This window comes from Micrococcus sp. CS26 (genome assembly GCF_055522295.1).
In genome coordinates this window covers 89,406-108,362 of the sequence record NZ_JBVFVY010000002.1, presented here as the reverse complement: position 1 = coordinate 108,362, position 18,957 = coordinate 89,406, and the positions used below count along the sequence as shown (strand labels likewise).

Sequence of the window (18,957 nt, the reverse complement as noted above, 5' to 3'; positions counted from 1 at the left end):
CGGGGGCGGGCATCAGTCGGGGGCGGTCAGGCCCGGTGGGCGCCGCCGTCCGGGGCGGGGACGGAGGGCTGCGCCGGGGCGTGGGCGCGCTCGAGCTGGGCGCCCTCCACGTCCACGTCCGGCATGATCCGGTCGAGCCAGCGCGGCAGCCACCACGCCTTCTCGCCGAGCAGGTGCATCAGCGCCGGCATCAGGAGCAGGCGCACCACGAACGCGTCCAGCAGCACGCCGAAGGCCAGGCCGAAGCCCATCGGGCGGATCATCGCGTCGTGGGCGAAGATGAACCCGCCGAACACGGAGATCATGATGATCGCCGCGGCGATCACGACGGCCCGGCCCGAGCGCAGGCCGGTCAGCACGGCCTGGCGGGCGGGCAGGCCGTGGGCGTAGGCCTCGCGCATGCCGGAGGCGATGAACAGCTGGTAGTCCATGGCCAGGCCGAACAGCACGCCGATCATGATGGTCGGCAGGAAGCTGAGCACGGGGCCGGGGTTGTGGACCCCGAACACCGAGCCGAGCCAGCCCCACTGGTAGATGGCCACCACGCCGCCCATGGCGGCGAACATGGAGAGCACGAACCCGCCGGTGGCGATCAGCGGCACCAGGATCGAGCGGAACACCAGCACCATGATCAGCAGGGACAGGCCCACCACCACGCCCAGGTAGAGGGGCAGGGCGTCGGAGAGCTTCTCCGAGACGTCGATGAACCCGCTGGTCATGCCGGCCACGCCGAGGTTGGAGGCCTCGCCGGCCGGCTCGGTGGCGCGCAGGTCGCGCACCAGCTCCTCGGTGGAGACGGCGTTCGGGCCCTCCTCGGGCAGCACCTGGAACATGGTGACGGTGCGGTCCTCGTTGAAGCCCGCGGGCACCACGGCGTGCGCGTGCTCGAGGCCGGCGAGCTGCTCGCCCACCGCCAGGCGGGCGTCCTCGGCCGCGTCCTCGTCCAGGCCGGCGGGCAGGTCCACGGTCACCACGAGCGGGCCGTTGTAGCCCTCGCCGAACTTCTCGGCGGTGAGCTCGTACGCAACCTGCGAGTCGGAGCCCTCCGGCTCGGACCCGCCGTCCGGCAGGCCCAGGCGCATCGAGCCGACCGGCAGGGCCACGAGCACCAGCAGGGCGACGGCCGCCAGGGCCGAGGCGATCGCGGCCGGGGTGGACATGGTCGAGCGGCGCCCGGCGCGGCGCACGGCGGCGGAGCCCTCGGCGACGGAGGCGGGACCCTCGTCGGCGAGGCGGGCCCGCTCCTTCTTCGAGAGGATCCGCATCCCGGCCAGGGAGAGCAGGGCCGGGGTCAGGGTGACGGCCACCAGCACGGCCACGGCCACGCAGACCGCGCCCACGGTGCCCATCAGGCCCAGGAACGGGATGCCGGTGACGTTCAGGCCCACGAGGGCGACGATCACGGTGATGCCGGCAAACACCACGGCGTTGCCGGAGGTGCCGTTGGCCAGCGCGATCGACTCGTGCAGGCCCGTGCCGCGACGCAGCTCCTGGCGGTGCCGGTTGACGATGAACAGCGCGTAGTCGATGCCCACGGCCAGGCCCAGCATCACCCCGAGCACCGGGGTCACGGAGATCATCTCCACGGCGGAGGAGAACGCGAGCGCCCCGGCGGCGCCCACGCCCACGCCCACCAGCGCGTTGACCAGCGGCAGACCCGCGCCCACGAGGGTGCCGAGCATGACCACCAGCACGATCGCGGCGACCACGAGGCCCACGACCTCGCCCGGGCCGAGCAGGGAGGACACGGTGGCGTTGAGCTCCTGGGAGGGATGCACGGCGACGCCGTCGATGTCCGCGCCGGTGAGGGCGCCGGTGACCGCCTCCTTGTCCTCGGCGGTGACGTCCGGGGTCGGCGTGGTGAAGGTGACGATCCCGACGGCGGTGCTGCCGTCCTCGGACACGGTGCGGAAGTCCTCCGCGAGGGCCAGGGTGCGCTCGCCGCGCTCGGCCTCGACGCGGCCGTCGTCCAGCTCGGCGCGGCCGTCGGCGAGGTCGGCCTCGGCCTGGTCCAGGCGCTCCGCGCCGGCGGCCAGCTGGGCCCGGCCGTCCTCGAGCTCGGCGACGCCGCGCTCGTACTCGGCCCGGCCCTCGTCGATCTTCTGCTGCTGCGCGTCGAGCTCGGCCTCGGCCGCGTCCAGGGCCTGCTGCCGTCCCGCGGCCACCTGCTCGCGGCCGGCCTCGAGCTCGGCCTCGGACTCCTGCAGCTGCTGCCGGCCGGCGGCGAGTCGGGCGGCGCCGTCGTCGGCCTCCGCCTGGGCGGCCGCGAGCTGTTCGGCGCCCGCGTCGGCCTCGGCCTGGGCGGCCTCCAGCTGCGCGCGGGCGGCGTCGGCCTGGTCCTGACCGGCCGCCAGCTGTGCCTCGCCGGCGGCGAGCTGCGCCTCCTGGTCGGCGAACTGCGCGGCGACCTGCTCCGCCGGGATGCCGGCGGCCTCGGCCTCGGCCAGCGCGGCGTCCCGGGCCTGCTCGAGCTCGGCGCGGCCCGCGGCCAGCTGCTCGGCCTGGGCGTCGAGCTCGGCCTGCCCGGCCTCGAGCTCGGCCCACCGGGCGTCGAGCTCGGCCTGCGCGGCCTCGAGCTCCTGACGCTGTGCGTCGAGCTTGGCCTGGCCGGCCTCGAGGCGCTCCGCCTGCTCCTCGAGCTCGGCGCGGCCGGCGTCGAGCTGCTCCTGGCCTTCGGCCACCTGCTGCTCGGCCTCCCGGAGCGGGGCCAGGGCCTCGGCCGGCAGGGCCTCCAGGCCACGCTCCTCGAGGTCGGCGCGCGCGGCGTCGAGCTTCGCCTGCCCCTCCTCCAGCTGGGCGGCGGCCTCGGCCAGGCGCTGCTCGCCCGCGTCGGCCTCGGCCGTGCGACGCTCGAGCTCGGCCCGGCCGTCCTCGATCTCCTGGCGTCCGTCCGCGAGGCGCTGCTCGCCGTCGGCCAGCTCGGTGCGGCCCTCGTCCAGCCGGGTGCGGGCGTCGTCCTGCTGGGCCTGGGCCTCGAACGGGTCCACGACGCCCTCCACGGCCGGCTGCTCGGCGACGTCGTCCAGCAGGGCGGTGATCTGCTCGCGCTGGGCGTCGGTCAGGGGGGAGCCGTCCTCGGTGGTGAACACGACCTGGCCCCTGCCGCGGGAGGCTTCGGGGAACTCCTCCTTGAGACGGTCCGTGACCTGGGCGGTGGGGGTGCCGGGGATGGTGACGGTGGAGGAGAGCGTGCCGCCGAAGGCGAGGAACCCGCCGACGGCGAGGGCCAGGGCGAGCACCCAGGCGAGGATCACGAGGAGGGGGCGGCGGGCGGCGCCGAGGCCGAGACGGTAGAGCAGTGTCGCCATGGGAAGGGGAGGTCTCCTTGCGCTGGGGTGGGACGCGGCCGGACGCGGCGCGCCGCCTCCGATGCTACACCTAAGCGGAGCGAACCGCTCCGGTCCGGGCGGCGCCGCCGTCAGGTGGAGGGCAGGCGCAGGATCAGGTCCGCCGCGGCGCGCGGGGCGTGCCGGGCCAGGTAGTCCTCCTCCTGTGCGGCCCAGCGGTCCCAGTGCGGGGCGAAGGTCTCGCCGTCCCGGGCCAGCGCCCGCGTGCGCCGGGCGGGGGTCTCGAGCTCGAGCCACACCGCCAGGTCGAGCAGCGGTCGGGCGGCGGAGCTGAGCGCGCCCACGCCCTCGCACACCACGACGTCGGCCGGCGCGGTCCACCGCGGCGGGCCGGGGGCGGCGCGGTGCCAGTCCCACGTGGTCCAGGTCGCCGTGCCCCGCTCCCGCAGCGCGCGGACGGCGGCCGGATAGGGGCCGTCGTCGCCCACCGCCGCGGCCAGCCCGTCCCAGCCCCGGTACATGGACTCGATCTCGATCACCTCGACCCGCGCGAACGGTGCGATCCGGGCCGCGAGCGCGGCGGCGAGGACGGTCTTGCCCGACCCCGAGCGGCCGTCCAGGCCGATGAGCGCCGGTCGGGTCACGGGTCCTCCGGGGCGGGGTCCGTCAGTGCGGCGGTGGCCGCCTCGAGCACCCGCACCGCGGCCCGCAGCTCCGCGGCGGAGAATCCCTCGAGGGCGGCGCTCAGCCGCTGGGACATCGGTTCGAACGCGCGCTGTCCGTCGCGGCGGGCCGTGTCCGTGTGCTCCACCAGCACGCGCCGCCGGTCGCCCTCGTCCCGGCGGCGGCGGACGTGGCCCGCGGCGGCCAGGCGGTCCACGAGGGCGGTGGCCGAGGCCCGGGTGAGGTGCAGGTGGGCGCCGAGGTCCGAGGCCGTGACGGGCTCACCGGCCTCCGCGCGGGCCATCAGGAGCGCGAGGGCTCTGAGGTCCGTGCGGTGCAGGCCGACGCCGCGGCCGGCCTCGTCGACGGCGTGCTCCGCGCTCTCGCTGAAGACGCGCAGCGCGTGGACCACGGCGAGGTGCTCCGCGGGGGCGGAGGGGGGCTGCGTGGTCATGGCCGGGAGTCTAGCCAGCCCCCATGGTTGTTTGATCATCGAACCATCCCCTACGCTCGGTGGCATGCCCACCCCGCCTGACCTCTCCGCCTTCCGCACCCCCGCCGCGCCGGGGCGTCCCCCTCGGGGGCTGCGGCTGGGCCTGGCCGCGGCGCTCGCCGTGGTCTGGTTCGCCGTGCTCGGCCTGGGCGGCCCCGTGTTCGGCAAGATCGGCGACGTCTCCTCGAACGACCAGGCCACCTTCCTGCCGGCGTCGGCCGAGTCCACCCGCGCGGGGGAGGAGGCGGCGGCGTTCCAGGACGGCGAGGCCGTGCCCGCCGTCGTCGTGGGTCCGGCGAGCACCGCGGACCCCGCGGCCGCCTTCCCCGCGCTCGCGGACCTCGCGGGCCGGCTGGGCGAGGTGCCGGGCGTGGCCGACGTCGCCGGCCCGATCCCCTCCGACGACGGCGCGGCGGTGCAGTTCCTGGCCTTCGTCGACTCCTCGGCCGGGGCCGAGCGGCCCGTGGCCGACGTGGTGGCCGACCTGCGGGAGGTCGTGGCGGACCCGGCGGCCGCCGAGCCCGCCCTCGCCGGGACCGTGGCCGCGGACACCGAGTGGCACGTGGGCGGTCCGGCGGGCCTGGTCGCGGAGCTGGGCGGCGCGTTCGCGGGGATCGACGGGCTGCTGCTCGTGGCGCTCGTGGTGGTGTTCGTGATCCTCGTGGCGGTCTACCGCTCCGTCCTGCTGCCGGTCCTCGTGCTCCTGACGGCCGTGGCCGCGCTCTGCGGCGCGATCGTGGCCGTCTACGGGATGGCCGTGGCGGGCTGGATCCAGCTCAACGGCCAATCCCAGGGCATCCTCTCGATCCTCGTGATCGGCGCGGCCACGGACTACTGCCTCCTGCTCGTGGCCCGGCACCGCGAGGAGCTGCTGGTCCGGGCGGACGTCGGGGAGGCGCTGCGGGCCGCCGTGCGCGGGTCCTTCGGCGCGATCACCGCGTCCGCCTCGACCGTGGCCCTCGCCCTGCTGATCCTGATGGCCTCGGACCTCAACTCGACGCGTTCCCTCGGCCCCGTGGCCGCCACGGGTGTGGCGTTCGCGTGGCTCGCCGCCCTGACCCTGCTGCCGGCGCTGCTGCGGCTGACCGGGCGGGCCGCCTTCTGGCCCACGATCCCGTCCCCCGAGCGCGCCCGCCGTCGCGCGGAGCGCCATGCCGCCCGGGGCCGGGCCTTCACCCCGCCGTTCGACGGCGCGGGCCGACCCGTCGCCGGCCTCGAGGAGGACCACGGGGTGTGGACGCGGGTGGGCGCCGTCGTCGCGCGCCGGCCCCGTCTCGTCTGGGTCGCCACGACGGTCGTGCTCCTCGCCCTCTGCGGCGGTCTGCTGCAGCTGCGCGCGGACGGCGTCGCCCAGGAGGACGTGCTGCTCGGCGACTCCGACGCCCGGCAGGCCCAGGCCCTGCTGAGCGAGCACTTCGACGCCGGCGCGGGCGCTCCCGCCCAGATCCTCGCGCCGGCCGGGGACGCCGAGGCGGTGCTCGCCGCCGTCGCGGAGGACCCCGGCGTGGCCGAGGCGGAGGTCACCGCGGACGCCCCCGGGACCGCCGCGGTCCCGCCCCCGAGCGCGCTCGAGGCGGAGGGCGGGACGGGCGCCGCGTCCGCGCCGGAGCCGCAGCCTCGCGTGGTGGACGGCCGCGTGCTGGTCTCGGCCACCCTGGCGGACCCGGGCGAGTCCCTCGCCGCGCAGCAGACCGTGGCCCGCCTGCGCGACCGGCTCGCGGATCTCCCCACCTCGGGCGAGATCCTCGTGGGCGGCCCGGCGGCCCAGGCGTTGGACACGAACGTCACCACGCAGCGCGACCTGCGGGTCGTCATCCCGCTGATCCTCGCGATGCTGCTGGTCATCCTCGCGGTGCTGCTGCGCTCGCTCCTGGCGCCCGTGCTGCTCGTGGCGGCCACCGTGGTCAGCTTCGGTGCGGCCCTGGGCGTCTCGGCCCTCGTGTTCCGGCACGTGTTCGGCTTCGAGGACGCCGACCCCACCGTGCCGCTGTACGGCTTCGTCTTCCTCGTGGCCCTCGGGATCGACTACACGATCTTCCTGATGACCCGGGCGCGGGAGGAGACGCCGCGGCACGGCACGCGGGCGGGCGTGCTGCGCGCCCTCACCGTCACGGGCGGGGTCATCACCTCGGCCGGCGTCGTGCTGGCGGCCACCTTCGCCGCGCTCGCGGTGATCCCGCTGATGTTCATGGTGCAGCTGGCGTTCATCGTGGCCTTCGGCGTGCTGCTGGACACCCTGGTGGTGCGCACGCTGCTGATCCCGGCCCTCGTGTGGGACATCGGCCCGAAGGTCTGGTGGCCGGCCAAGGCCGCCTGACCTGGTCGGTCCCGGACCCTTCCCGACGACGGCCCGCACCTCCTCCGCCGAGGTGCGGGCCGTCGTCGTCCCGACACGGCGGGCGTGGGGCGTCGGTCAGTCGCCGAGGGTGAAGTCCACCATCAGCAGGTGGGACAGCGCCACGGAGTGACCGGAGTGGGAGTGGAAGGGCTTGCCCAGCGCGCGCAGGGCCTCCACTGTGCGGTCTGTGCGCGCCATGGCACGGCCCATGATGAAGCGACGCACCTCCGGGCGGGCGGCGGCCCGGTCGATGTCCTGCAGCCAGCGCTGGAAGCCGGCGGACAGGGGATCGTCCGGGTCGGCTGTCTCGACCGTGTCGTCGCCGTAGGCCGTGCCGGCGGCGAGCCGGTCCGAGGCGGGCAGGACGAGCAGGCTCTCGAGCTCCTGCGCGGTGGGTGCCTTGCGGGCGTTGTCGTAGTCCACGTCCTTGAGCCCGGGGGCGAGTGACTCCATGACGTCGAAGTAGAAGCGGCGGCGCACGTCCTGGGGGAGGGAGGTGAGGGCCCGGATCGCGTACTTCGAGTTGAGCGGCATGAACAGCGGGCGGGCCTTCGGGATGTGGCCGAAGTGGAAGCGGTTCCGGAACTCGAGGTAGTGTTGGATGCTCGGCACGACGCCCGGGGCGGTCTGCTTCAGTTGCTCCTGCGTGGTGGCCATCTCCTCCTGCCAGAGGGCGAAGTCGGCGGCGGGCATCTTCTCCTTGAACGGCTCCAGCAGGCGCAGCGGCTCGGCATGCCGGTAGTACTGCTTGATGGTGCCGCCACCGCCGCCGTGTGCATGCACCTCGAACGGGTTCTGGAACGTCGACGACATGTAGACCGGGGTGTACACGCCGAGGCTGTTCTCCCGCCAGTGGCGGTAGGCGCGGGACCCGGACACCAGGGTGCGGGTGGGCGGCTTGGGGCCGTTCACCGTCAGGCCGTGGGCCTCGGCGATCCCCTTTGCGACGGCCAGATCCTCCTTCTGGTTGACGCCCGAGTGCAGCCAGAACCGGTCCGAGTCCGTGCGGAACAGGCCGGACTCGAGGAGGAACGCGAACACCGTGCGGGAGTCCACGCCGCCGCTGAGGTCCGCGGTGAAGGTGACCCGCGGGTCCGCGAGCAGGGCGCGGGTGCGCCCGCGCCAGACGTCGAGGTACTCCTGGAGCGCCGCCTCGTACTCGAGCGGCTGGAGCTCGGGGGCGCGCTCGAGGGAGAGGACGCTGCCGCGGATCACCACGACGGTGCCGACCGGCAGGAGTCGGATCTCGTCGAACGGGGTCTGGAAGATGGACAGCTGCATGGTCAGCGTCTGGCGGAGGGCGAACGGACGGAGCCTGCCGAGCCGGGGCGTGAGCGTCATGCCCTCGGTGCGCAGGTGCTCCACCAGCCCGCTGTAGGAGGAGCCGAGCGCCCAATCGTCGCCGCTGCGGTAAAGGAAGAGACGGCCCAGACCGCTGGCGTCCGTGCCCACCTCGAAACGGCGGCCGAAGAGCCTGCCCGCCCGGCGTGCGACCACGTAGCAGCCGTCCTCGCCGGGGCCGACGGTGCGGCCGGTGCGCGCGCGATACGCAGTCATGCCCGCGGGCCCGTGCACGTAGTCCGTGCCGACGAAGGCGTATCCCTCGAACTGCTCTTTGGGTCGCATGCGACTCGAGAGGATGAGCACGTGTCACTCCTGGGTTGCGGGTCCGATTTCCAGAAGTCTAGTCAGCACCTGTGCGCCGGCACCGAGAGGGGCTCGGCAGGGCGCCCGCGAGATGCCTGAGAGGGGGATTCACGGAGGGTGTGACGAGGATCACCGACGGGCGGGAATGAAGCGCACGGGGGTGTGGTTGCACTGCACGACACCAGAACATGAGTCGAGGTGACTCAGGTTTCTTGACAGACCTTCCGCCCCGGTGGCAGGTTGAGTCCAGAACGCTCAAGGGCGGCCGGCACCGGTCGGCCGCGGTCACCTCGAGCAGCAGTCGACGAAAGGACACATGATGTCGCGAGCAGTGGGTATCGATCTTGGCACCACCAACTCCGTGGTTGCCGTCCTCGAGGGTGGCGACCCGGTCGTCATCGCGAACGCCGAGGGCGCCCGCACCACCCCGTCCGTCGTCGCGTTCTCCAAGGGCGGGGACGTCCTGGTCGGCGAGGTCGCTAAGCGCCAGGCCGTCAACAACCCCGAGCGCACCTTCGCGTCCGTCAAGCGCCACATGGGCACCGACTGGACCACCGAGGTGGACGGCAAGAAGTACACCCCGCAGGAGATCTCGGCCCGCACGCTGATGAAGCTCAAGCACGACGCCGAGGAGTACCTGGGTGAGAAGGTCACCGACGCGGTGATCACCGTGCCCGCCTACTTCAACGACGCCGAGCGCCAGGCCACCAAGGAGGCCGGCGAGATCGCGGGCCTGAACGTCACCCGTATCATCAACGAGCCCACCGCGGCCGCCCTGGCCTACGGCCTGGAGAAGGGCAAGGAGGACGAGCTCATCCTGGTCTTCGACCTGGGCGGCGGCACCTTCGACGTGTCCCTGCTCGAGGTCGCCAAGGACGAGGACGACTTCGCCACCATCCAGGTGCGCGCCACCGCCGGCGACAACCGCCTCGGCGGCGACGACTGGGACCAGCGGATCGTGGACTGGCTGCTCCAGCAGGCCAAGTCCAAGGGCGCGGACCTGTCCAAGGACAAGATCGCCCTGCAGCGCCTGAAGGAGGCAGCGGAGCAGGCCAAGAAGGAGCTCTCCTCGGCCACCTCCACCAGCATCTCGCTGCAGTACCTGTCCGTGACCCCCGAGGGCCCGGTGCATCTGGACGAGCACCTGTCCCGCGCCAAGTTCCAGGACCTCACCAAGGACCTGCTCGAGCGCACCCGCAAGCCGTTCGAGGACGTCATCAAGGAGGCCGGCGTCAAGGTCTCCGACATCGACCACGTGATCCTCGTCGGCGGCTCCACCCGCATGCCCGCCGTCTCCGAGCTCGTGAAGGAGCTGACCGGCGGCAAGGAGCCCAACAAGAGCGTGAACCCGGACGAGGTCGTCGCCATCGGCGCGGCGGTGCAGGCCGGCGTGCTCGCCGGTGAGCGCAAGGACGTGCTCCTGATCGACGTGACCCCGCTGTCGCTGGGCATCGAGACCAAGGGCGGCGTGATGGCCAAGCTCATCGAGCGCAACACGGCCATCCCGACCAAGCGCTCCGAGACGTTCACCACGGCCGAGGACAACCAGCCCTCCGTGTCCATCCAGGTCTTCCAGGGCGAGCGCGAGTTCACCCGGGACAACAAGGCGCTGGGGACCTTCGAGCTGACCGGCATCGCCCCGGCCCCGCGCGGCATGCCCCAGATCGAGGTCACGTTCGACATCGACGCGAACGGCATCGTGCACGTCTCCGCGAAGGACAAGGGCACCGGCACCGAGCAGTCGATGACCATCACGGGCGGCTCCTCGCTGTCCCAGGAGGACATCGACCGCATGGTCAAGGACGCCGAGGCCCACGCGGACGAGGACAAGAAGCGCCGCGAGGCCGCCGACCGCCGCAACCAGGCGGAGCAGTCCGCCTACTCCGTTGAGAGGCTCCTGCAGGACAACGGCGACAAGCTGCCCGAGGACGTCAAGACCGAGGTGCAGGCCGACGTCGACGCCCTGAAGGCCGCCCTGGAGAAGCAGGACAACGACGACGAGGTCGCCGCCGCGTTCGAGAAGCTCCAGGCCTCCCAGGTCAAGATCGGCGAGGCCCTCTACGCCCAGCAGGGCGCGGAGTCGGCCGACGCCGGCGCCGAGTCCGCCGCCCCGCAGGGCGACGATGAGGACATCGTCGACGCCGAGGTGGTCGACGAGGACGACGAGAAGAAGGCCTGACACCCCGGGGCCGGGGCGGGCGTCCACGCCCGCCCCGCCCGGAGGCCCACGACGCCGGCGGGCCGGCCCGGCAGCGCCCCTGCCGGGCCAGCCCGCCGGCCTTCCCGCACCACCCCCGCGCGGCGGACCCGCCGCGCCCACCCGCTTCGAAAGGACACACCATGAGCGCCGACCAGCAGCGTCCGCACGGCTCCTCCGACGCCGAGCGCGGCTCCGAGGAGGAGCCCATCGTGTTCAACGACCGTCGCCGCATCGACCCCGAGACCGGTGAGCCCCGCGTCTCCGCCGAGAGCGCGGCCGAGCAGGCCGAGGACGGCGACGCCCTCGCCCAGGCCGAGCGCATCCTCGACGAGGCCGGCGCGGAGGCCGGGACCGAGGCGCCGCAGCCCGCGGCCTCGGACCGCGAGGCCGAGCTCGAGACCGACCTGCGACGTCTGCAGGCCGAGTTCGTGAACTACAAGCGTCGCGTGGACCGCGACCGCGACCTGGCCAGGGACGCCGGCGTGCTCAAGGCCGTCACCGCGCTGCTGCCGGTGCTCGACGACATCGACGCCGCCCGCGCCGCCGGCGACCTGACGGACGGCCCGTTCGCCGCCATCGCGACCAAGCTCGACACCGTCCTGGCCGGCCTCGGCCTCGAGCGCCACGACCAGGCGGCGCTGGCCGGCGTCGAGTTCGACCCGGCCCTGCACGAGGCCGTGATGCGCCAGCCGCACGCGGAGGTGCCCGCGGACCACGTGGTCCAGGTCTTCCGCAACGGCTACGTCCGGGACGGCCGCGTGCTGCGCGCCGCCCAGGTGATGGTCTCCGCCGGAGACGAGTGACCCCGTCGGCCGGCGGCCCACCCCGCCGCCGGCCGACCCCCTGACCGATGCACACGAGAGGAGGCACCATGGCCTCGCAGGATTGGATGGACAAGGACTTCTACGCGACCCTGGGGGTGTCCAAGGACGCCTCCGATGCGGATGTGAAGAAGGCCTACCGCAAGCTCGCCCGCACCCACCACCCGGACCAGAACCCCGGGGACGAGGCGGCCGAGAAGAAGTTCAAGGAGATCTCGGAGGCGTACGCCGTCCTGAGCGACCCCCAGGAGCGCCAGGAGTACGACGCGATCCGCGCGATGGGCGGCGGCGCCCGGTTCTCCGCCCCGGGCGGTGCCGGCGGCGGCGGCTTCGAGGACGTCTTCGGCGGCATGTTCGGCGGCGGGGGCGGCCCCCGCACCACGCAGTCCGGGCCCGACCTGTCGGACCTGTTCAGCGGGATGTTCGGCGGCGCCGCCGGCCAGACCGGCGGCTTCGGCCCCGGCGGCTTCGGTGACGCCGGCTACGCGCGGCCGCGCCCCACGAAGGGCGCGGACCGCACCGCCACCACCACGATCTCCTTCCGCGGCTCGATCCAGGGCACCACGGTGTCCCTGCGCGGCCCGGACGGCGAGACGATCGAGGTGAAGATCCCGAAGGGCATCCGCGACGGCCAGAAGGTCCGTGCCCGCGGCAAGGGCTCGCCCGGCCCGGCCGGCCGCGGCGACCTGCTGGTCACCGTGCACGTGCGCGAGCACGAGTTCTTCCGCCGGGACGGGGACGACCTGCGGATCACCGTGCCGATCACCTTCCCCGAGGCCGCCCTCGGCGCCACGATCGAGGTGCCGACGCTGGAGCGCCCCGTGAAGGTGAAGGTGCCGGCGGGCTCCCAGTGTGGCCGCGTGCTGCGCCTGAAGGGCCGCGGTGTCGAGCGCGGGAAGACGACGGGTGACCTGCTCGTGGAGCTGCGCGTCACCGTGCCCACCACGCTCAACGACGACGCCCGCGCCGCCGTCGAGGCCCTGCAGTCCGCCACGGCCGGCGACGATCCGCGGCGGGAGCTGGCCCGGAGGGCAGCCTGGTGAGCGCCCGCGACGGCGCCGCCCGTGCGGACCGGGGCCGCGAGGGGGGTCCCGACCGGCACGCCCCGGTCTTCGTGATCTCCGTGGCCGCCGAGATGGCGGACATGCATCCGCAGACCCTGCGCCAGTACGACCGGCTCGGCCTCGTGGTCCCCGCCCGCCAGGACGGACGGCACCGCCGCTACTCCCTCGCCGACGTCGAGCGGCTGCAGACCGTGCAGGCCCTGAGCCGCGAAGGCATCTCGCTGGAGGGCATCCGCCGCGTGATCGCGCTGCAGCGCGAGGTCGAGCAGCTGCAGGACACCGTGGTCGAGCTGGCTGCCCAGGTGGACCGCCTCCACCACGCCTCCCGCCTGGCCCGCGTCTTCACCGTGGGCTCCGGCGGCGACGTCTCGGCCCGCTACGCCGACCGGATGGCCGCCCGCCGTCACGCCGCGGCACGGGCCGGGGCGGACACCGCGGGCGAGGCCCGCCCGAGCGGCCTGCGGAGGCTGCCCTCCGGCGGCGCCCGCCTCCGACGGGTGCCCACGTGGCAGTCCGAGCAGGACTGAGCCGGGCGTCGTTCGGGGCGGCCGCGCGGTCCCGCGTGCAGGAGCGGCTGCGCGCCGACATGGCCCGGCGCGACGGCCTCGGCCGGCAGGCCCGCAGCGCCCTGGACGGGATCGTCCACGCCCTCAAGCCGGAGGGCATGGACCCGCACCTGCCCGCCCGGCATCTGCTGGACTACGTCCTCGACGGCCCGGACGGTCCGCGCGCGGTGGTCGCCGCGGGGGACCCCGCGACCGCCACGCATCTGACCTGGCTCGTCTCCGGCATGGGCATCCGCCCCCAGACGGCCATGTGGGGGACGGCCCGGGAGGCCGCCCACCTCGCCGCCGCCCAGCGCGCCGCCGGCGCACCCCGCCCCGTCGTCATCGCGTGGCTCGGCTACCCCGCGCCCACACCCTGGCGGGTGGTGCTCGACGGCCCCGGCCGGCGCGGCGGCGCGATGCTCGCCGCGGATGTCCGGGCCTGGTGGGAGTTCCTGCGCCACGGGCCGGGGGAGGACGACGACGCCGCCCCGGCCCTGCGCGCCCGCGGGACCGCCGTGCACGGGGCCGTGGAGGCCCACTCGTACGGCTCGCTCGTGGCCGCGCACGCCCTGCGCCTGCTCGCGGACCGGGGCCTGCAGCCCGACGACGCCGACGCCCCGTGGCCGGCCGAGCGTCCCGTCGAGGCCCTCGTGGTCTCGGGCGCGGTCGGCCTGCCCGCCGCCCTGGCAGCCCGGGCCGCGCACCTCGGCCTGCGGTCCGGGCGGACGTTCCGCGCCCTGGCCCCGGGCGATCTCCTCGCCCGGGTCGGCCGCGCGGTCGGCCGTCGTCGGGACTGGACGGACGCCGCCGTGCTGCCGGTGGCCCCGCGGCCCGGCCTGGCGGGGGCCGCCGTCCGCGGCCACCGCACGGCCCGCTGGTCGCCGACGGCCCCCGGGGACGCCCCGAGGGGCTACCGGGACGCCGGGTCCGTGACGCTCGCGGCGACCGCGCGGGTGACCGCCGGCCTGCCGGTGCCGCCCGTCCCGGACGGCGCCGACCCGGCCGGGCCGGTCGCCCCGGCCTGAGCGGCCCCGTCGGGCCCCGTGCTCAGCGGCGGCGGTACGCCAGGTCGAACACGAGGCGTCCGGCCCGCTGGGACTTCGCCTCGAAGCTCGTGATCGGTCGGCCCTCGAACCGGGGCGCCCAGCCGCCCGCGTGGTCCACGGGGTCCGCGGCCGCCGCGCCGGCCCGCGCCTCACCCAGGCCGGCCCGCAGCGGGCGCTCCTCCTCGGCCGCGCTCTCCCATCCCGAGGGCAGCGGCTGGGCCCCCACCTCGGTCTCCCTGCCCTCGCGGCGCACCCGCGTGAGCGGGGAGCCCTCGCCCGCGGCGCGCCCGGGGAAGAGGTTCTCGAACTCCGGGTGCGCCTCGAGCACCTCGCGCATCTGCACGGCGTAGCCCGACCAGTCCGTCGCCAGCCGCAGCACCCCGCCCGGGGCGAGCACGCGCGCCACGCGGTCCGCGAAGGCGGGGGAGACCAGGCGGCGCTTGTGGTGCCGCTTCTTGTGCCACGGATCCGGGAAGAACACCCACACCTCGGAGACGGAGCCGGGCGTGAGCAGGGCGTCCAGCAGCTCGGGGGCATTGGCCTCCACGGCGCGGACGTTCTCCAGGCCCTGCTGCTCCACGCGCGTCATGAGCGCGGCCAGGCCGGGCACGTAGACCTCGACGGCGAGCACGTTCCAGTCCGGCCGGTCGGCGGCGGCCTGCGCCGTGGACTCGCCCAGCCCGGAGCCGATGTCCACGAGCAGGGGGGCCTCGCGCCCGAACACCCCGGCCCAGTCCAGTCGGGCCTGGGTGTCCACCGAGGTGGCGCCGCGGCCGCGGGGCACGTCCACGAGGACCCGCTGCGCCTGTCGGTCCCACACGGCCTGCCGCCCCGCGTTCAGGCGCGCGCCGCGTCGGACGAAGGAGACCGGCTCCCGTCGGACGAGGGCGGGGTCCTTGTCCCGATTGTGGTCGTGCGCGTGGACGCGCTCGGCGGGCGGCGGCACGGCGTCGGGGCCGGGTGCGTCCGGGCAGGGGCGGGGCAGGTGCTCAGTCATCGCCCCGATCCTGCCACGGCCGCGCGTCGACGGTGCAGACCGCGGCCGACGACGGCGCCCGGCGCCGGGGTCAGGGGGTGCTGCTGGAGCGGTCCCCCGACGTGGGCGACGCGGACGCGGAGGCCGTGGTGGCGGTCGGCTCGGGTGCGGACTCGGTCGGGTCCGGCGCAGGGTCCGTGGCCGGCGCGCTCGTGGACGGACCGGACGCGCTCGTGGACGGACCGGACGGGCTCGGGGACGTCGGGGTCGGGGACGTCGGGGTCGGCGTCGCGGAGGTCGGCGTCGGGTCGGGGGTGCTCGGCGTCGGACTGCCGGATCCCGTGCCCGACGGCGAGGACGAGGTGGGGGGAGACGACGGGGAGGACGGCGTGGCCGAGCGGGTGGGCGCGGGGGCCGAGGAGGACGGGGCCGTGCTGCTCGGCACCGGGGTGGTCACGCTGGGCGTCGGGGCCGCCGTGTCGGCGGGCGCGGACGGGGGCGGCACGGGTGCGCCGGTGGCCTCCTCCGTCCACGAGGACGTCTCGGGCTCCGGCTCGGGGGCGGGCTCCGGCTGCTGCTCCTCGGGGGTCGGGGTGGAGCGGTCCGGCAGACGCAGGTCGGCGGGGGCGGAGGCGGCGTCCGCGGCGACGTGGCCCAGGTCGGACAGCCAGGCGGTCGCCGTGTCCCGAGGGATCCGCACCGTCAGCACGCCCGCGGCGGCCGGCGCCATGGACGCCTGGTCCGCCTCGAGCATCAGGCTGCCGTCCGGCAGGAAGACCACCGCGTCCCAGACGCGACGGTTCTCCACCTGCTCCGGGGCGTCGACCGCCGAGTCCAGGCGCGAGCCGATCACGTCCGGGTCGTTGGCCATGCGCTGGCGCACCTCGGCGCGGAACGCGTCCCAGCCGTCGGGGGTGAAGAGATCGGCGGTCTCGAGCACGCGGTCCTCGCGGGCCGAGTACCAGATCACGTGCGAGGTGGACACGGAGTCCGTGCCGCGCCGCTCCGTGGCGAGCAGGCGGGCCGCGGCGATGTCCTCGGCCACGACGGCGAGCTGCGGCTGGATCTCCAGGCGCGGGTCCGCGCTCGGGTCGGTGTCCCGGCGGTACTGGTCGATCTGGTCGCGCACGGCCCCGGCCATGGCGTCCGTCCAGGCCGGCGCCCCGGACACCTGCAGCCACGCCCCGTGGTGGTCCGGGTCCTCGCCCTCGAGCACGGCGACGCTCGCCTCCGGCACCCGCTCGAGGTCGTGTGAGGGGACCTCGACCGTGAACGGGGCCATGTCCATGGACGGCAGGGCGGAGGCCGCCGTCGTGGCGGGCGCAGGCTCGGGCTGCGGCTCGGTGCGAGCACAGGCGCTCAGCGCCACCAGGGCGACGGCGGCCAGGCCGAGGGCCGCGCGGCCACGGCGGGGGGAGGGCAGGACGGGGTGCATGCGATTCACTTCCGGTGGTCGGAGGACTCCAGGATGGCCTCGACGCGGGCGGCCATCTCATCCGCGGTCGGCGGGCGCCAGTCCGGGTCGTTCCGGCGGCGGGCGTCACGGCGCAGGCGCAGGACCACCCAGATCGCGAGGAAGGCCAGGATCAGGACCAGGACGATGTTGGAGAAGACGTCCGCGTACTCGGAGACGACGTGGAACCGCTCCCCGAGCGCGTAGCCGCCGTAGACGAAGATCGCGTTCCAGATCAGGGAGCCCAGCGCCGTGAACAGGGTGAACTTCGCGAGGTTCATCCGCTCGATGCCCGCGGGGATGGAGATCAGGGAGCGGAACACGGGGACCATGCGGCCCAGGAACACGGTCCAGTAGCCGTATCGGATGAACCAGCGCTCGGTCTTGGCCACGTCCTCCATGTCCACCAGCGGCATGCGGTCCGCGAGGCGGTACATGCGGTGGCGGCCGAGCCACGCGCCGAGGCCGTAGAGGGCCAGCGCTCCGACGATCGAGCCGACCGTCGCCCAGACCAGCGCGGCATGCGGGCTGAAGGCGCCGCCGGCCGCGGTGAAGCCTGCCAGGGGCAGGATCACCTCGGACGGGATGGGCGGGAAGATGTTCTCCGCGAAGACGGCCAGGCCGACGCCGATCGGGCCGACCGCCTCCATGATGTCCACGACGATGTTGCCGAGCCAGCCGTAGTCGGTGGGCGCGGCGGCGGCCACGGTCAGGGGTGCGACGAGGGGGAGCATGCGCCCCATTGTCCATCATCGACCGCCTCCGCGACGTGGTGGAGGCGCCGACGTCGTCCGCTCTGCGCGCACAGCCGCGCCTCCGGGCGGGCGGGAGCGGGCTGCCGTTGGTACTGTCGGAGGTGCAGACCGCTCACCGACCGTTCGCGCCACACCCCACTCCACGTGCGTGCCGCGGGCCCTACTGGAAGGAAGACTCCATGAGCATCGTCCAGATTCCGCTGCGCCTGGCCTCCGGCGCGTTCATCCTGAACTCCGGCCTGAACAAGCGCGGCATCTCCGCGGAGCAGGCCCAGGGCCTGCGCGACATGGGCGCCCGCGGCCTGCCCGCGCTGGCCAACCTGTCGCCGGAGCAGTTCAAGAAGTTCCTCGTGACCACGGAGATCGGCGTGGGCTCGGCCCTGCTGGCCCCGTTCGTCCCGGGCTGGCTCGCCGGCTCCGCCCTGACCGCGTTCTCCGGCGGCCTGTTCTCGATGTACCTGAACACCCCGGAGATGACCGAGGCCGACGGTGTGCGTCCGTCCCAGGAGGGCACCGGCGTCGCCAAGGACATCTTCCTGGTCGGCTCCGGCCTGGCCATCACCGCCGACTCCGTGGCCAACCGCCCCGGCAAACGCCGCAAGGCCGCCAAGAAGCGCGCCGCCCGCATCGAGGGCGCCCGCGACGCCAAGGTGCAGGCCATCCGCGACGCCCAGGACGAGAAGGTCGCCGCGATCCACGCCGCCCGTGAGGAGCAGGTCGCCGCGCTGCGCGAGGCCCGTGACGAGCTGAAGAAGCTGCGCAAGAAGGCCTGACGCCTCCGCCGCACGCGTGAGGGGCCCCGCCCGGACCATGGTCCGGGCGGGGCCCCTCACGCATGTGCCCGCCCACCGGGCGGGCAGGCTCAGAGGTCGATCTCGGTGGGGTGCAGCACGCGGCGCAGGAAGTCCTGGGTGCGCGGCTGCTGGGGGTCGGAGATCACCGCGGCGGCCGGGCCGGCCTCCACCACGACGCCGCCGTCCATGAACACGACCCGGTCGGCCACCTCACGGGCGAAGCCCATCTCGTGGGTGACCACGAGCATGGTCATGCCGTCGCGGGCCAGCTGACGCATGATCGCCAGGACGTCGCCGACGGTCTCGGGGTCGAGGGCCGAGGTGGGCTCGTCGAAGAGCATCAGCTGCGGGTCCATGGCCAGCGCACGGGCGATCGCCACGCGCTGCTGCTGGCCGCCGGAGAGCTGGTCCGGGTAGCGGTCCTCGAGCTCGGCCAGGCCCACGCGGGCCAGCTGCCGACGGGCGATGTCCGCCGCCTCGGCCTTGCCCCGCTTGAGCACCTTGAGCTGGGCCACGGTGCAGTTCTCCAGCACGGACAGGTGCGGGAACAGGTTGAACTGCTGGAACACCATGCCCACGTGGCGGCGCAGCACGTCCAGGTCCACGTCCTCGTCCGTGACCGTGAACTCACCGACCGTGACGACGCCCGAGTCGGGCTTCTCCAGCAGGTTCACGCAGCGCAGGAGGGTGGACTTGCCCGAGCCGGACGGGCCGATCAGGCACACGACCTCGCCGGGGGCGACGTCGAGGTCGATGCCGCGCAGCACGTGGTTGGCGCCGAAGGACTTGTTGAGGCCGGCCACATGCACGCCGGCGGCGTCCGCGGCGGCCACCGCGCCGAAGGATCCGGTGATGGGGTTCTGCTGGGCCAT

At 74.6% G+C, this 18,957-nt stretch carries 15 protein-coding genes; 7 read left to right on the top strand and 8 right to left on the bottom strand.

Annotated features, from left to right (window positions below; translation table 11 throughout):
- Positions 1–26 precede the first annotated feature (26 nt).
- From ACZ1IK_RS01385 to ACZ1IK_RS01375, 3 genes are all read right to left on the bottom strand, one after another.
- Positions 27–3,308, bottom strand: coding sequence for an MMPL family transporter (locus ACZ1IK_RS01385; protein ID WP_135039863.1), 3,282 nt, complete (start codon positions 3,306–3,308; stop codon positions 27–29).
- Positions 3,309–3,418: 110 nt separating this feature from the next.
- Entirely contained in the window at positions 3,419–3,931 is a 513-nt protein-coding gene (locus ACZ1IK_RS01380; protein WP_036383655.1) for a nucleoside/nucleotide kinase family protein, read from the bottom strand.
- Positions 3,928–4,404: a MarR family winged helix-turn-helix transcriptional regulator gene (locus tag ACZ1IK_RS01375; RefSeq protein ID WP_036383657.1), complete on the bottom strand. Its 477-nt coding sequence runs from the start codon at positions 4,402–4,404 to the stop codon at positions 3,928–3,930. Before ACZ1IK_RS01375 ends, ACZ1IK_RS01380 begins: the two co-directional genes overlap by 4 nt.
- Before the next feature lie 64 nt (positions 4,405–4,468).
- Between ACZ1IK_RS01375 and ACZ1IK_RS01370 the strand changes: the two genes are divergently transcribed.
- On the top strand, positions 4,469–6,760 hold the full coding sequence (locus ACZ1IK_RS01370) for an MMPL family transporter (protein WP_135019660.1): 2,292 nt from the start codon (positions 4,469–4,471) through the stop codon (positions 6,758–6,760).
- A 96-nt stretch (positions 6,761–6,856) separates the two neighbouring features.
- Here ACZ1IK_RS01370 and ACZ1IK_RS01365 read toward each other — a convergent pair whose 3' ends face one another.
- Positions 6,857–8,407 carry an asparagine synthetase B family protein gene (locus tag ACZ1IK_RS01365; protein WP_153236557.1) on the bottom strand — a complete coding sequence of 517 codons (1,551 nt, stop codon included), beginning with the start codon at positions 8,405–8,407 and terminating at the stop codon, positions 6,857–6,859.
- A 340-nt stretch (positions 8,408–8,747) separates the two neighbouring features.
- Here ACZ1IK_RS01365 and dnaK point away from each other — a divergent pair, with 340 nt between their 5' ends.
- The 5 genes from dnaK to ACZ1IK_RS01340 all read left to right on the top strand — a co-directional run bounded on the left by dnaK (position 8,748) and on the right by ACZ1IK_RS01340 (position 14,086).
- Positions 8,748–10,607 (top strand): molecular chaperone DnaK, encoded by a 1,860-nt coding sequence (gene dnaK / locus ACZ1IK_RS01360; RefSeq protein WP_036383683.1) that lies wholly within the window; start codon positions 8,748–8,750, stop codon positions 10,605–10,607.
- Between the two features lie 161 nt (positions 10,608–10,768).
- Positions 10,769–11,431, top strand: a complete 663-nt coding sequence (locus ACZ1IK_RS01355; RefSeq protein ID WP_036383663.1) for a nucleotide exchange factor GrpE — start codon at positions 10,769–10,771, stop codon at positions 11,429–11,431.
- Positions 11,432–11,499: 68 nt separating this feature from the next.
- Positions 11,500–12,492, top strand: coding sequence for a DnaJ C-terminal domain-containing protein (locus ACZ1IK_RS01350; RefSeq protein ID WP_036383665.1), 993 nt, complete (start codon positions 11,500–11,502; stop codon positions 12,490–12,492).
- Positions 12,489–13,040, top strand: a complete 552-nt coding sequence (locus ACZ1IK_RS01345; protein WP_036383669.1) for a heat shock protein transcriptional repressor HspR — start codon at positions 12,489–12,491, stop codon at positions 13,038–13,040. The genes ACZ1IK_RS01350 and ACZ1IK_RS01345 overlap by 4 nt, the downstream gene beginning before the upstream one ends.
- On the top strand, positions 13,019–14,086 hold the full coding sequence (locus ACZ1IK_RS01340; RefSeq protein ID WP_235186512.1) for an alpha/beta hydrolase: 1,068 nt from the start codon (positions 13,019–13,021) through the stop codon (positions 14,084–14,086). The genes ACZ1IK_RS01345 and ACZ1IK_RS01340 overlap by 22 nt, the downstream gene beginning before the upstream one ends.
- Before the next feature lie 22 nt (positions 14,087–14,108).
- Here ACZ1IK_RS01340 and trmB read toward each other — a convergent pair whose 3' ends face one another.
- The 3 genes from trmB to ACZ1IK_RS01325 all read right to left on the bottom strand — a co-directional run bounded on the left by trmB (position 14,109) and on the right by ACZ1IK_RS01325 (position 17,270).
- Positions 14,109–15,104, bottom strand: coding sequence for a tRNA (guanosine(46)-N7)-methyltransferase TrmB (gene trmB, locus ACZ1IK_RS01335; protein ID WP_135039862.1), 996 nt, complete (start codon positions 15,102–15,104; stop codon positions 14,109–14,111).
- A 70-nt stretch (positions 15,105–15,174) separates the two neighbouring features.
- Positions 15,175–16,518 (bottom strand): hypothetical protein, encoded by a 1,344-nt coding sequence (locus ACZ1IK_RS01330; protein ID WP_043280891.1) that lies wholly within the window; start codon positions 16,516–16,518, stop codon positions 15,175–15,177.
- Between the two features lie 5 nt (positions 16,519–16,523).
- A complete protein-coding gene (locus ACZ1IK_RS01325) occupies positions 16,524–17,270 on the bottom strand; it encodes a DedA family protein (RefSeq protein WP_036382290.1) in 747 nt (248 codons plus the stop codon).
- A 200-nt stretch (positions 17,271–17,470) separates the two neighbouring features.
- On the opposite strand from ACZ1IK_RS01325, the gene ACZ1IK_RS01320 reads away from it, so the two are divergent.
- Positions 17,471–18,064 (top strand): hypothetical protein, encoded by a 594-nt coding sequence (locus ACZ1IK_RS01320; RefSeq protein WP_113913835.1) that lies wholly within the window; start codon positions 17,471–17,473, stop codon positions 18,062–18,064.
- A gap of 89 nt (positions 18,065–18,153) precedes the next feature.
- Here ACZ1IK_RS01320 and ACZ1IK_RS01315 read toward each other — a convergent pair whose 3' ends face one another.
- Positions 18,154–18,957, bottom strand: coding sequence for an amino acid ABC transporter ATP-binding protein (locus tag ACZ1IK_RS01315; protein ID WP_002853962.1), 804 nt, complete (start codon positions 18,955–18,957; stop codon positions 18,154–18,156).